The organism is Pelodictyon clathratiforme (genome assembly GCF_982375515.1).
Map to the genome: position 1 here is coordinate 2,723,470 of NZ_OZ455102.1, position 12,162 is coordinate 2,735,631.

Annotated in this window: 17 protein-coding genes; 8 read left to right on the forward strand and 9 right to left on the reverse strand. The window is 44.9% G+C overall.

All coding sequences use genetic code 11. The features are described 5' to 3' along the window. Positions 1–4: 4 nt before the first annotated feature. From guaA to AC56AD_RS13345, 4 genes are all read left to right on the forward strand, one after another. The gene (gene guaA, locus AC56AD_RS13330; RefSeq protein WP_012509277.1) at positions 5–1,546 is read left to right on the forward strand and encodes a glutamine-hydrolyzing GMP synthase; all 1,542 of its coding nucleotides are present in this window, start codon (positions 5–7) and stop codon (positions 1,544–1,546) included. Positions 1,547–1,600: 54 nt separating this feature from the next. Continuing rightward, positions 1,601–2,044, forward strand: coding sequence for a rhodanese-like domain-containing protein (locus AC56AD_RS13335; RefSeq protein ID WP_012509278.1), 444 nt, complete (start codon positions 1,601–1,603; stop codon positions 2,042–2,044). After that, complete coding sequence (locus tag AC56AD_RS13340; RefSeq protein ID WP_190274002.1) at positions 2,011–2,199, forward strand: hypothetical protein; 189 nt, start codon at positions 2,011–2,013, stop codon at positions 2,197–2,199. Before AC56AD_RS13335 ends, AC56AD_RS13340 begins: the two co-directional genes overlap by 34 nt. 273 nt (positions 2,200–2,472) lie before the next feature. Continuing rightward, positions 2,473–3,953 (forward strand): ISNCY-like element ISPph5 family transposase gene (locus AC56AD_RS13345; protein WP_150085532.1). Its coding sequence is split into 2 segments (ribosomal slippage): positions 2,473–2,935 and positions 2,935–3,953, totalling 1,482 coding nucleotides; the frame shifts between segments, so codons are not numbered across the junction. 296 nt (positions 3,954–4,249) lie between these two features. Here AC56AD_RS13345 and AC56AD_RS13350 read toward each other — a convergent pair. Together AC56AD_RS13350 and AC56AD_RS13355 are read right to left on the reverse strand one after the other, a co-directional pair. Beyond that, positions 4,250–4,669 carry a DUF3024 domain-containing protein gene (locus AC56AD_RS13350; protein WP_012509279.1) on the reverse strand — a complete coding sequence of 140 codons (420 nt, stop codon included), beginning with the start codon at positions 4,667–4,669 and terminating at the stop codon, positions 4,250–4,252. A gap of 97 nt (positions 4,670–4,766) precedes the next feature. Further along, the gene (locus AC56AD_RS13355; RefSeq protein WP_012509280.1) at positions 4,767–4,952 is read right to left on the reverse strand and encodes a helix-turn-helix domain-containing protein; all 186 of its coding nucleotides are present in this window, start codon (positions 4,950–4,952) and stop codon (positions 4,767–4,769) included. Positions 4,953–5,092: 140 nt separating this feature from the next. Here AC56AD_RS13355 and AC56AD_RS13360 point away from each other — a divergent pair, with 140 nt between their 5' ends. From AC56AD_RS13360 to AC56AD_RS13375, 4 genes are all read left to right on the forward strand, one after another. Then, on the forward strand, positions 5,093–5,323 hold the full coding sequence (locus tag AC56AD_RS13360; RefSeq protein ID WP_012509281.1) for a hypothetical protein: 231 nt from the start codon (positions 5,093–5,095) through the stop codon (positions 5,321–5,323). Beyond that, on the forward strand, positions 5,320–5,742 hold the full coding sequence (locus tag AC56AD_RS13365; protein ID WP_012509282.1) for a type II toxin-antitoxin system VapC family toxin: 423 nt from the start codon (positions 5,320–5,322) through the stop codon (positions 5,740–5,742). The genes AC56AD_RS13360 and AC56AD_RS13365 overlap by 4 nt, the downstream gene beginning before the upstream one ends. 889 nt (positions 5,743–6,631) lie before the next feature. Next, a complete protein-coding gene (locus AC56AD_RS13370; protein WP_012509283.1) occupies positions 6,632–7,108 on the forward strand; it encodes an Lcl C-terminal domain-containing protein in 477 nt (158 codons plus the stop codon). Between the two features lie 78 nt (positions 7,109–7,186). Next, complete coding sequence (locus AC56AD_RS13375) at positions 7,187–8,164, forward strand: hypothetical protein (protein ID WP_012509284.1); 978 nt, start codon at positions 7,187–7,189, stop codon at positions 8,162–8,164. 167 nt (positions 8,165–8,331) lie between these two features. Here AC56AD_RS13375 and AC56AD_RS13380 read toward each other — a convergent pair whose 3' ends face one another. The 7 genes from AC56AD_RS13380 to AC56AD_RS13410 form a co-directional block, all read right to left on the reverse strand. After that, positions 8,332–8,562 (reverse strand): hypothetical protein, encoded by a 231-nt coding sequence (locus AC56AD_RS13380; protein WP_150085718.1) that lies wholly within the window; start codon positions 8,560–8,562, stop codon positions 8,332–8,334. Positions 8,563–8,624: 62 nt separating this feature from the next. Then, positions 8,625–8,891, reverse strand: a complete 267-nt coding sequence (locus AC56AD_RS13385) for a DUF5763 domain-containing protein (RefSeq protein WP_150085720.1) — start codon at positions 8,889–8,891, stop codon at positions 8,625–8,627. Positions 8,892–9,300: 409 nt separating this feature from the next. Next, positions 9,301–10,038, reverse strand: coding sequence for a hypothetical protein (locus tag AC56AD_RS13390; RefSeq protein ID WP_273279121.1), 738 nt, complete (start codon positions 10,036–10,038; stop codon positions 9,301–9,303). Next, positions 10,031–10,498 (reverse strand): hypothetical protein, encoded by a 468-nt coding sequence (locus AC56AD_RS13395; RefSeq protein WP_012509288.1) that lies wholly within the window; start codon positions 10,496–10,498, stop codon positions 10,031–10,033. Before AC56AD_RS13395 ends, AC56AD_RS13390 begins: the two co-directional genes overlap by 8 nt. 283 nt (positions 10,499–10,781) lie before the next feature. After that, on the reverse strand, positions 10,782–11,027 hold the full coding sequence (locus AC56AD_RS13400) for a DUF2442 domain-containing protein (protein ID WP_012509289.1): 246 nt from the start codon (positions 11,025–11,027) through the stop codon (positions 10,782–10,784). Continuing rightward, entirely contained in the window at positions 11,024–11,281 is a 258-nt protein-coding gene (locus tag AC56AD_RS13405) for a DUF4160 domain-containing protein (protein ID WP_012509290.1), read from the reverse strand. The genes AC56AD_RS13400 and AC56AD_RS13405 overlap by 4 nt, the downstream gene beginning before the upstream one ends. 136 nt (positions 11,282–11,417) lie before the next feature. Then, the gene (locus AC56AD_RS13410; protein ID WP_012509291.1) at positions 11,418–11,852 is read right to left on the reverse strand and encodes a phosphatase; all 435 of its coding nucleotides are present in this window, start codon (positions 11,850–11,852) and stop codon (positions 11,418–11,420) included. Positions 11,853–12,162: the final 310 nt, after the last annotated feature.

Sequence of the window (12,162 nt, forward strand, 5' to 3'; positions counted from 1 at the left end):
TTTTATGCAATCAGTCCTGGTTCTTGATTTTGGATCACAATACACGCAGTTAATTGCCCGTCGTATACGTGAACTGGGTATTTATTCTGAAATTCTTCCCTACAATACCACACCGGAGAGTATCAGGGAACACAACCCAAAGGCAATCATCCTTTCAGGTGGGCCAACCAGCGTTTACGATGCATCAGCCATTCTGCCTGATGATGGCATCTTTTCTCTCGGGATTCCCATGCTTGGCATCTGCTACGGACTGCAGGTTATCGCCAAACATTTCGGAGGAGAGGTAGCCAGTTCATCCAAGCATGAATTTGGCCGTGCAAAAATTATGGTTGCCCAGGACAATGAGCCTGAAAGCCCTCTCTTCCACGATATTCCGGATTCTGATGTCTGGATGAGCCACGGCGACAAAGTAATGCAGCTTCCTGAAGGGTTCAGGGTAACGGCCAGCAGCGAGAACTCGGAGATGTGTGCCTTTGAAAGTTTCGGAAGCAAGGGCGCCCTGAAGATCTACGCATTGCAGTTTCACCCTGAGGTGCAGCACACCCTCTATGGCAAACAGCTTCTCTCGAACTTTCTGATTACGATTGCCGGCATCACGCCTGACTGGTCGTCGAAAAGCTTTATCGAACACCAGCTTGAAGAGATCAGCCGCAAAGCAGGCAAAGAGACGGTCATCTGCGGTATCAGCGGAGGCGTTGATTCAACCGTAGCAGCCGTCATGGTCGGCAAGGCAATCGGCAAACAACTGCACTGCGTCTTTGTCGATAACGGCCTGCTGAGAAAAAATGAAGCAGAAAAGGTAATGACCTTTCTCTCAACTCTTGGCCTCAGGGTTACTCTGGTCGATGCTTCCGATCTCTTCCTGAAACGACTCAAAACGGTAGCCTCTCCGGAAAAGAAGCGCAAAATCATTGGTCGCACCTTTATCCAGGTCTTCGAAGAGCAGATGGAGCAGGAAAAATTTCTGGTGCAGGGCACGCTCTACCCTGATGTCATTGAAAGCGTCAGCGTCAAAGGCCCTTCGGAAACCATCAAGTCGCACCACAATGTGGGTGGACTGCCGAAACGGATGAAGCTCAAGCTTATCGAACCGCTTCGGGAGCTCTTCAAGGATGAGGTGCGTGCTGTTGGCCGCGAACTGGGCATTGCCGAGGATATTTTGATGCGCCACCCCTTCCCCGGCCCAGGTCTTGCCGTCAGGGTACTCGGGTCAGTCACCAAAGAACGGCTCGACATTTTGCGGGATGCCGACGAAATCTTTATTGAAGAGCTGAAATCAACCGGACTCTACCAGAAGGTATGGCAGGCATTCGCCGTGCTGCTTCCGGTACAGTCGGTCGGTGTGATGGGCGACAAGCGCACCTATGAAAATGTTCTGGCACTGCGGGCTGTGGAATCGTCTGACGGCATGACCGCCGACTGGGCTCAACTGCCGCATGATTTTCTGGCCCGCGTTTCAAACCGCATCATCAACGAAGTACGCGGCATCAATCGAGTGGCCTACGATATCTCATCGAAACCACCGGCAACCATTGAATGGGAATAACAGCACCGATCTGAATCCGTTTTTTTTCATAGCATAACCACCTCTCCAAGCACCATGTCGGGAAAGCCATTACGGAGGAAGCTGATCGCTTCGGTTCTCTTGCTTTCAAGCCTTTCGCCTGCCGCATCACCACTCCATGCGGCAGCATCGGCAACGATGGCGAAAGAAGAAACAGGCGAACTCGATCTCTCGGCGACCAAAGCCCTTTTTGACACTCAATCGGCCTTTTTTGTCGATGCACGTTCCGAATACGCTTATGACATTTCGCATATCAAAGGAGCCCGCTCTCTTACAATGAGCCGGTTTGACGAGCAGTTTCCTGAATTCAGTCAAAACAAAAGTGCTGAAACCCTTATTGTGGTCTATTGCATTGGGCCCCGTTGCGGCAATGCCCGGCATGTTGCTGAAAAGCTGAAGAAAAACGGTTACAAGAATGTCAAAGTTTTTTCAGGCGGTCTGCTTGAATGGTTTCATGCAGGATTCCCGATGGAAGGTTGAGCTGCTTTGAAGTTACCCTTGGCAAGCGTGCCACCGTCGGTATCACCGGCTGGCTTACGGCATCAGCACACCATGAGGGTGCTCCGCTGGCCATCCTGTCGGCGCTGGTGCTCATCGTGCTAGTGGCCAGGGCAATGCTGCCGAAGAAACATTAATCCTGCCATCACGGTTCGATACCACACCTCTCTCGATGGTTCGTATGCAGATATTCAGGTGCATAGGCAAACCATTTGTTAGTGGATGAACGAAAAACTGTTATGATATTATAAAATAATAGTTTATATTGTTATTTCATGGTCAAAGATATTTGACGGACCCTGAGCTAAAGCGTAATAATACCCCATTAGAAGCATTTTTGATAGAGAAAAGGTGTTGCAGGGTGCCCTCAAAGAGAAACAGACTCCAAACTTCGTTTTTTGAAATCCACTATGCGTAGCGTCATCAACCACCAAATGATGTTCGGTCGTACCGATATTTCTGCCATTGTTTTCGATCCGAAATCACGAGATGATATCCCAAAAATCTTGAGGGGCCTTCAGGGCATCTACACCGACGAGGAGTTGCGCAAGCGTGTTTTTGCCATCCTCGAAGAGGTTCGTCCTGAACGGAAAAAAGGAGAAGGAAAAGCTGACCCAAACACAGGGCGTCCCGGTATGGAGCAATGGGCAATTTTGGTACTGGGTGTCGTTCGACTGGGAATCAACGCTGATTACGATCGGCTTCATGAATTGGTCAATCACCACGATACGCTTCGCCAGATGCTTGGTCACAACGATTGGACTGATAAAACATCTTATGAACTCCAGACCATCAAAGATAATGTCCGACTGTTTACCCCCGAATTGCTTGATCGAATCAACCAGGAAATTGTCCGTGCAGGTCATACGTTAGTAAAAAAAAAGAGGAAGAAAATTTCCCTTTAATGGCCCGAGGTGATTCGTTTGTGGTGGAAACCAACGTTCACTTTCCTGCTGATACAAGCCAGTTGTTCGATGCCATTCGCAAAGCCATTGAGGTCTGTGCGAAATGGTCTTTTGATGAAGGATTAAGTCAATGGCGCCAATACGATCATAACATCCGGCATATCAAAAGAATGCGTCGTATTGTGCAACAGCTCAAGCACTCGACATCAAAAAAGCCGGAAAAGAAAGCTCTCAAAGATCAACAAATAAAGCAAGCACTCCTCGATTACCTTGCGGCAGTCGATTATCAGTTACAACGGGCAGTGCGTACCGGCGCAGAACTGGGTGGCTTAAATCCGTTGCGGCTCAGCCAGCTTAACGGCTATATTGCTCATGCTGAGGTACAAATGGGGCAAATTCGTCGTCGGATAAATGACGAGGTTATTCCGCATGCGGAGAAAGTCTTTTCAATTTTTCAGCCACACACCGAGTGGATCAGTAAAGGCAAGGCGGGAGTGCCGGTTGAGTTGGGATTACGGGTCTGTATTATCGAAGATCAGTATCGTTTTATCCTGCATCATCAGGTCATGGAAAAAGTTGTCGATAGCGACATCGCAGTGTCCATTATCGAAGAGACCAAGCAACGTTTTCCAAACTTGCGATCGATCAGCTACGACAAAGGCTTTCATAGCCCGGATAACCAACGCGACCTGAAAGCGCTTCTTGAAAAAGTTGTTATGCCGAAAAAAGGCAAGCTCTCAAAAATCGACAAAGCTCATGAATCCGAGCCGGAATTCAGGAGACTGCGACGGCAGCATTCGGCAGTTGAATCAGCAATCAACGCACTTGAGGTTCACGGCTTGGATATATGCCCTGATGATGGCATCAAAGGATTCAATCGCTATGTTGCCCTTGCAGTGCTGGCTCGCAACATTCATCGTTATGGAGCACTCTTGTACAAGCAGGATGCGAAGCGACATCGAGGGCCCTACAAAAAAGCTGCCTGAGTTCTCTCCCCAAAAAAAGAGTTTTTTACCAATTCGCAGGGAGAGATCCGTTCGTTATGACGCTTCCTGGAGCAAAATTCGGTAGTTTACCCATGGCGTGTCACGATCAGCACAAAAACGCCTTTTGTTGATCATTAAAAATGGTTTTTAATCCGGCGGGAGGTTGTCAAATTTTCAAAAAACAGGGGTTTTCTTTCTGGCACTTGTTAGCAATTTTTTCTATAATCGATAGTTGAAACGATTTGAGAAAATGCTCAAAAAGTCATGATGAACAGAGCTTTATCTTTGCCTGACGGCTACAAATCAAAAAATGGGTCGTTTTGAACTGCTGCCAAACACTGTTCAAGCGACAAGTCTTGATACAATTCTACCCAATCGCCAGTATAGCGCATGAACGCCATATTGAACTGATTATCCCGGATATATTCCAGCCGAACCAACTTGGCTTCAAAGAAAGGTATTTGAGCGTTGGGTCCAGGGACATTATATTTTGCACAAATGTAAAAATAGTGTCGATACCACTTTGTATACATATCGGCGATGTAATTGCGCTGAAATTCATCAGGAGCGGGTGGAGGTTGAATGTGCTTTGGTTTCAGAACCTTTTCCACAAATTCATCCGCCTTTTGCTTGACAATTTCTTTTGTCTTCGTTGGCACTTTTGGTGCCGGTGGTTTAGATGGACTATAGACCCACATTCCCTGACTTTTAGCCATAATGCCTGCTTTATGTTATGAAAAGAAAAGGCCTAACGACAAGACAAGCGGCTCTGTCCGCTTCATCCTCTCATATATTCCCTGATGTCAGAACCTGCTACTGAAAACTAACGTGTGGCTTGACTCCCAAAACAGCTCTGACACGGCGCAGAAAGGCCAGACTGACGTTTCTGTACGTGCCTGATTCCAGGCGGGAAATCGCAGCCTGTGACGTATGTGCCTGACGCGCAAGCTCTTTTTGAGTCATACCGGCAGTTAAGAGGAGAGGAACAATTTTTTTCATTTTTTTGGTTATCTTTTTAACGGGTACACTGCATTTTTTTGCAGAGGTGTAATCTGCACATTAAAGAAACCAACCCACCTAAATAACATGAATTCGACATCCAGGCAGATTACTTTATAATCCTGAAACTGTAACTATCAATGCAATTAACAATTACATTACCTGATATTCTGCCGGATCAACTATCACCGGTTATTAATAAATTGAAAGCTCTCTTTACCAAGGAAGGTATTGCTGTAGAAATAAAGCCAGAGGCGCTGTCATATGATTCCTGGGATAACCTCAATATTGATAAAATTGCAGTTGATACCGGCAGGGACGATTTTGCCGAAAATCACGATCATTACCTCTATGGAATTGCGAAGCGATGACGGAGCATATTTTCGTTGATACATCAGCATTGATTGCCCTGGGTAATAAACGAGATGCTTTTCATTTTCAGGCCATTGGCATCAATGATAAATTGAGCAGGTCAAACATTACATTTGTAACAACAAGTGCAATTTTGCTTGAATTTGGAAATGCTTTCAGTACGGTTACTCTGAAACCTTTTGCAATCAAGTTGATTGATGCAATAAGACAATCAAAAAAATGGACAAGCATCCTTGTTGATGAAAATATTATCAGCAGAAGTTTTGAACTGTATAGACAAATGATGGATAAAGAATGGGGTTTGGTTGATTGTGCAAGTATTCATGTGGCGAAGAATATGGGAATAAAGGATATTTTCAGTACTGATCATCATTTTGAACAGGCAGGGTTCCAGATTTTGTTAAAACGGCCTGCATAGCGACCATACTACTAAAAAAATTTCAGAATACGGAACAGCGTCAACGAGCCTCCATTTTTTCACCTGCCTCTCAGCGACTCACAAGCGTAAAGCGCAGTACAGGTCGTCATGCTCAAAAGCACTCTCCATCCGTTTTATTTCTGCCGGTCGTGCACCAACAGTTTTTGCCCCCTCGCCCCAGGTCTGCGTAACATGGGCAACCTCAAAATCATTCGATCAGCATCAGCCTTCTGCAATCCAAAATAATGGGCGACATCACGAACCAGTCCGGAACTCTTCAAAGCAACAAGGAACCCAAGGGGATGCTCACAACGATGTAAACTTATAGCTCAAGGCGCTTCACAATCCCGTTCACCGCTGCAGTCAAGATCCCGAGCTGACGCGCCGCTCCGGCATAGGTCATCCGAACTCCAGCACATATTTCAAAGTTAGCATTTTCCGTAGCTCCGAACAATCCCGCTTTCGGCTTCCCCCTCTATTGCTTGAACGTTTTGAGCTGTACAGAACGGATAACAGAATAGGGTTTGATTTGGTTTGCACCTTCAAACGATGAGCAATGGGTGTTTTTTTACGCTAACCCTGGGTGATTCTTATTTTCCGATCACACCAGTGTTCCGTTAATGAACTTGTGAATAATACTTGCTACATAAGTCTGGTACGGCAAGCCTTCTTTGATGCCCTTTCTTTGTAACTCAGTGAGCTCTCTTTCAGAAATCCGAATATTCAGCCTCTTATCCTTTTTCAAAGAATTACCAGCGTACTCTGCCAACTCATTTCTTCTTTTTGAAGTGGTAAACTATTACGGAAAGCTGTAAACTACCTTTTTTGAATTCACCGGGTCAAGTGCCCCCTCATCCAACTCAGCACACGCTTAAAAGCAGAAAATTGCATGACCTTGTTCAACAAAGTCTTCGGAAAAAAATCATCCTCAGAGCCACTTGTCAAGATAGGCTCTCAATATGGTGGTGGCATTGTCTTTTATGTTGATCATACCGGACGGCATGGTTTGATTGCCGCCAAATCGGACATGGAGGGCTCCTCTCCGGGCATAGCCGCCATGAAAGGGTTGTCTGAAGGTTTGTTTAACTGGCCTGATGCCATTGCGGCGTGCAGAAATTCTGAAAATGGCGGTTTCCGCGACTGGTTTTTGCCTGACAAGGAACAGTTAAACCACCTTTTTATGCATAAACGGGAAGTCGGCGGTTTTGTGCATGATTCAGCCAACTACTGGAGCTCCTCGGAAAATCCTGATGGAGGGGGCTGGATAAAAGCCGGAATCTGGATAAAGGATTTCAACTCTTTCGGCTGCCAGAGCGCCGAACCCAAAGAGGCCTACAACCGTGTGCGCACCATCCGGGCATTTTGACAGCAACATGCAGAGTTCAGTGAAATTTTGTTTTTGTGGGGTAACAACAACTTGTCGAACAACCGAAATCGTACTCTTATGAAACGCAAGATTCATCTCTCCTATCTCCACGTTGCGTTATTGCTTTCACTCTGGCTGCCAATGTATGGTTGCAGTACGCCTCATGCAGCAACTGAAGACACATCGCAGCAACCAACTGCCGGCATAAGCGGAATGGCGCAGATTGACGGCAACTCCTGGCTCGTCGTTCACGATGCGTTATCGTTTGAAAACGGCCCAAGAATGTCAATCATAACGCTATCGGCATATGCGGCACCGGCTCTCCATCCTGTCACGGTTGACTCCTGGCCGGACGCCGACGGGCGGGCGAGCGATCTTGAGTCACTGTGCCCGCTTCCCTCTCATCCGAACGAATATCTCATGGCTGAATCAGGAACATGGAAGGAAAAAGGCGGACGATTATTTCATCTTCGCCTCAACGCTTCAACAAAACAGGCTGTAATTCTTGGCGTCATGAAACTGCCGGTACTGGCGGATAACAACCCTCAACAGGTTGGCGATCAGTATGAGGCTCTTGCATGCGTACGAGGAGCAGACGGCAGATTGTTGCTCCTGCTTGGCGAAAGAGGGGGATCACAACGATTTCCGGAGGGGGTTATTCGATGGGGCGTTCTTGATATCGAGCGCCATGAGCTTCAGTTCACCGAAAAGGGGCTTGAAGGAGTGAAGGTCAATGCTCCCGGCAAATGGAAAAACGAGCTGACAAACCGGGATATCAGCGATATGTACATCTCTCCCGAAGGTGAAATCTGGGTATCTGCCGCAGAAGACAACGGAGATAACGGAGCGTTCAATTCAGTGATCTACTCTCCGGGCAGAATTTCCGGTAATTTCAGTTTACCTGTTCTTGCCAATCGGCATTCCGGGGTCTGGCGGACTATCGGCTCTCTCAAGATTGAGGCATTAAGCGGAGCTGCCGAATCTGTCGCAGGAAGCCGTATGAGCATCGGCAGCGACGACGAAAATTATGGCGGCATCTGGAGGCCTGTGGAATAATCCGCCTGAAACAGCCTGAATTTCGACGATACGAAAAAGCCTCTCCCTGGCGTGCAATGTCAACATCAGGGTAAAGCAGGGCGGACATCTGAAGGATGAAATCCGTACCGCATTGAAATTTCGTCAGTTGCTCGAACAGTGAATCAATGGAATGCAACAGCTGTTGATCATCTGACATACCCGCCGAAGCTATTTTTTGCATTATACTCGCCTTTTATCCATTCACCATTTTTCATCTTCTCGATACGAACATCCCTGAATCTTACGGATTCCGGATCCTTTGCGATATTTATTACCGCTGTTTTTGCCTCGATAATCGCTTTAGGCTCAACAGCGCCATGCAGGAATAACGGATACATCATCATTATCATTAAAATGATAAAAGATCTTATTTTCATACATGTATGTAGTTTTTTTATAAACATTTCACATCCTGCGTCACGACAGCGCCATTTCTATTTTATCTACTCAACCATTTTCCAATACCGCTCCAATCTCCTGTAATCGCGCCATACAATAAAGCCAAAGCCAGAATCACCAGAATACAGCCGGTTACAACTGAATCATGAGACGAACGCTCCTCTGGTGTCATGGCCGAGTAGTTTCTCTCAAATTCTCTTCTTCTCGCTTGACGCGTTGGAACTCCAACATGAAGATGACAGTAGCCATTTGCTGTCGCTTGATTACGGCATGGCTTGCCTGACTTTGTGAATCCCTGACACTGCATCTATGAAGTCAAAATTTCTTTTATTCTTGAAAAGAATCAACTAGCTAACAAGTCCAGAGCATCACGATTCTGCATCTTGAAGATATTGTTAATATATATTATAAGTTACCAAAAGAAGTACCATTAACTCTATAAACCAACGCCGCAGCCTACCACACCTTGCCATGTCGGTATGGGTGATGTTGCTTTCCCTCTCATCCTACGAGGTCAGCCTGAAAATTGTGGTGATTTCGGAGCTCAATAGGACTCCTGTGTTTTCCCCTGTCAACGCTTCCCCATTCCATTGCTGGCTATCGAGGCATGACTCGGGGTCATGATGGTTGGCTATACCTTTCATGTGAGTAACTTGCATACTCCACTTTCTACCGGTTTTTATCGGCGCTTACTGGATGTCCCCAAGTATTCCATTCTACAGAACACCCAGTGTAGGGTAACAAAACATACGACCTTCGAAATGATGTCCTTCATCATTATTCACTATTTTTCCTGTTTTTTCCCAAGTAAAATAGTCGATTTCATTCCCTTCATCGTCTGATGTTTTAGTAATTATGCACCTCCGATCACGCGGGTTTTCTACAAACGCAATGTGATCAACCCTTACAATCTCTCTATCGACGCGCTGACATAGTCTACCCATATAAACTTCATTTTCTACATGATCACACTCAGAAAATAGGGCATTACATATAGAACATTTGCCTATCGTTTCAACAAAGCTAGGGCTGTTATATTTTTTCCATCCTGGAAAAAGGGATTCTTCGGCGCATTTTAGACGGGCCTCGAGATTTCGAACCCCTTCATAATCACTGACTTTTAAAGCGATAGACGTATATTCCTGTGCATCCACCAAATGGGTCCATGAATTTTCAAAATCATTCTTCTTTAGATCTATCCACATAAAGAGAGATGATTTTAGAGCGTTGATCATGCATTGCATGTGGAAAAACTGATTGGCCGCATACTCGTTGTTTTTTTCAATTACTTGAAGCTTATATTGCTTAATAATCCCAAGATATTTTTCACACTCCGACACCTTCTGATGCTGCATTTCTGTGGATCTAGTATAGAAACTGAATTTCCCACAAGAATCTATAAAATCACAGAACTCTTCGTGAATTTTCTCATATGAAACTCTGTTCTCATTCATTGTCAATGCTCTTGCTTGCAATTTTATTTATTGATTCTTGGAGCTTATATAGACCCTCTATACCACCTTCATAGGATATTTCTGTTAATTTTGATGTTTTCGTTTCCTTGTGGATAACCTTAAGGCGAATATTTGGCCTTTCTTTGCCCTTGAAGAAATCAGTTACGTAATTTGCAATAACGCCACAAGTGATAGAGATTAGCTCAGGGTTGTGTGATAACGCTGAAGACGAGATAAACAAGAGTGGGCCAAACCAATCGCCAGAGCGTTGCTCTACAAGCAATTCAGGTTCAGTTAAATATTTAATATCAAGCTTATACCTAGAGTATTTATAGAATGATATTATTGTCGAATGATACACATGCTTTTCATCTGCTTGGTAATTATGTGGCAGAATAACAATACCTTCAGAGCTCGGATCAAATTGTGGAACATCTATTTCTTTAATCGTAACTTCCATATTACCTCCTTAGGATTGTGCATGGTTTAGCCATAACAATAATTAGATGGATCCGTCTATACCGCAGATTTTTGAGTTACAGTAGATATAAGACGTCATTTCCAAACCATCAAAAATATCACTAACCTATTTTTTATAAATCGCTTAAATCAACTATTTGTTTTTATTTCTGCATCTTAGACGGATCGGCATAACAACATTGACTATAAGTCGAGAACGAGGCTGTAAACCCCTGATGGTGAACGAGTTAGTATCAATAAATAACAGAAGGTCAGACAGTGTTCTACTGCTCTGCTTTACCAACAACCTGCCATTGCGCCTCAATTGTGTCCGCTGACAAATCCACACCACACGCCCATTCGACGAAGTATCCTCCGTTGATAACCTTTATGAATTCACCATGGTCACGAAGCTCTTCAAACGCTTCGTATTCCAGATAAGGAGTGACATCAAAACGACCAACACGGCCATCTTCCGAAACAACTGACAACACCCAATCAGGTTGTGGATGTAGTTCTGCAATTCTCATTGATCAAGTCCCTTTATCGGAAATGGTTTCTTTCCATTTACTGCCAAATTCCAGTCAGCCAATAAATCTTCGTGATGAATCTCGATCCAGGCAACTACCAGCTTGTGTTTGTTCGGTGGCAGTAAACCTGCCAATAACGTTCCTTCAGGGATAGAGAACACTGCAACGTTTCCCTGATAATCTGCATGTATGTGCGGAACATGATGTTTCTCGGCATCCCGAAATAACATCCGAATAAGAACACCGTAAAACATTTAAATCGTAGGCATTATGCTCTAAACTTTCTCTTGTTGAGTTTATGATATACCTAACGGCCGAGCTAAAGCGGCGCGCACGCTTTTGAGCTAAAGGTTAGGCCATTTTCTGGTTTCATAATTGAGCCTACTCCCTTTACCATGTCTGGTAACGATCCCAATCAGCCTTGCGAAATACGAGATCATCCTGAGGAAGGCACAGAGGACTGTGAGTATTTACTATACTATCTACTTTATCCTCGACCAGAAAATAATCACCACCATCATTGTTATCCCAGTATGTAGCACCGCTTACATCATATCTGATGGCAAACTGTAAAGACCTAGCTCCGGTTGTCCAAGCAAGACCAGACCACAACTCAAAATTCGATTCCAATGATCTTATAAATAAGCAGGGACTGATATGCCAATACGAAGAATCGTTAGATCGGCAAGGCCAAATAGTAACGTTCTTTTCGAACGCGAGATTCTTGACAATCACATTACACTTTACTGTCCAATAGCCAAATTTGGCAGGGTTCGCGGACATGTAAGCGTCGTATAAAAAGACTCTTTGTGTTTGGTTGACCATAAGCCATTCCTTAGAAAAAGATTTTACCGCCTGCTGTATAGCGCTGTTGCCTTCCAGTCACTGGTGACTTCGTAGTACATACGGGTCATGGCATCTTCGGATCAAATATTTGTTCTTTGCGTAGCAAGATAAAAAAGTACTGGACACAGCGCGTTACGCATTCTTACTTTTTTAAGCCTAACGCAGAAAATAACCCACCAGCCTCTGTGAAACAGTTTTTTCACAGACCGATATTCAGATGGGGTTGATTGATTTGTTGTGCGCTTTTATTGGTGGTTGTCCTTATTTCCGAATATTGATTCATTATGTA

Bases quoted from the DNA above. Each gene is read 5' to 3' on its own strand.
- guaA (WP_012509277.1), top strand. From the start codon at position 5: ATGCAATCAGTCCTGGTTCTTGATTTTGGATCACAATACACGCAGTTA.
- AC56AD_RS13335 (WP_012509278.1), top strand. From the start codon at position 1,601: ATGTCGGGAAAGCCATTACGGAGGAAGCTGATCGCTTCGGTTCTCTTG.
- AC56AD_RS13340 (WP_190274002.1), top strand. From the start codon at position 2,011: ATGGTTTCATGCAGGATTCCCGATGGAAGGTTGAGCTGCTTTGAAGTT.
- AC56AD_RS13350 (WP_012509279.1), bottom strand. From the start codon at position 4,669: ATGGCTAAAAGTCAGGGAATGTGGGTCTATAGTCCATCTAAACCACCG.
- AC56AD_RS13355 (WP_012509280.1), bottom strand. From the start codon at position 4,952: ATGAAAAAAATTGTTCCTCTCCTCTTAACTGCCGGTATGACTCAAAAA.
- AC56AD_RS13360 (WP_012509281.1), top strand. From the start codon at position 5,093: ATGCAATTAACAATTACATTACCTGATATTCTGCCGGATCAACTATCA.
- AC56AD_RS13365 (WP_012509282.1), top strand. From the start codon at position 5,320: ATGACGGAGCATATTTTCGTTGATACATCAGCATTGATTGCCCTGGGT.
- AC56AD_RS13370 (WP_012509283.1), top strand. From the start codon at position 6,632: ATGACCTTGTTCAACAAAGTCTTCGGAAAAAAATCATCCTCAGAGCCA.
- AC56AD_RS13375 (WP_012509284.1), top strand. From the start codon at position 7,187: ATGAAACGCAAGATTCATCTCTCCTATCTCCACGTTGCGTTATTGCTT.
- AC56AD_RS13380 (WP_150085718.1), bottom strand. From the start codon at position 8,562: ATGAAAATAAGATCTTTTATCATTTTAATGATAATGATGATGTATCCG.
- AC56AD_RS13385 (WP_150085720.1), bottom strand. From the start codon at position 8,891: ATGCAGTGTCAGGGATTCACAAAGTCAGGCAAGCCATGCCGTAATCAA.
- AC56AD_RS13390 (WP_273279121.1), bottom strand. From the start codon at position 10,038: ATGAATGAGAACAGAGTTTCATATGAGAAAATTCACGAAGAGTTCTGT.
- AC56AD_RS13395 (WP_012509288.1), bottom strand. From the start codon at position 10,498: ATGGAAGTTACGATTAAAGAAATAGATGTTCCACAATTTGATCCGAGC.
- AC56AD_RS13400 (WP_012509289.1), bottom strand. From the start codon at position 11,027: ATGAGAATTGCAGAACTACATCCACAACCTGATTGGGTGTTGTCAGTT.
- AC56AD_RS13405 (WP_012509290.1), bottom strand. From the start codon at position 11,281: ATGTTTTACGGTGTTCTTATTCGGATGTTATTTCGGGATGCCGAGAAA.
- AC56AD_RS13410 (WP_012509291.1), bottom strand. From the start codon at position 11,852: ATGGTCAACCAAACACAAAGAGTCTTTTTATACGACGCTTACATGTCC.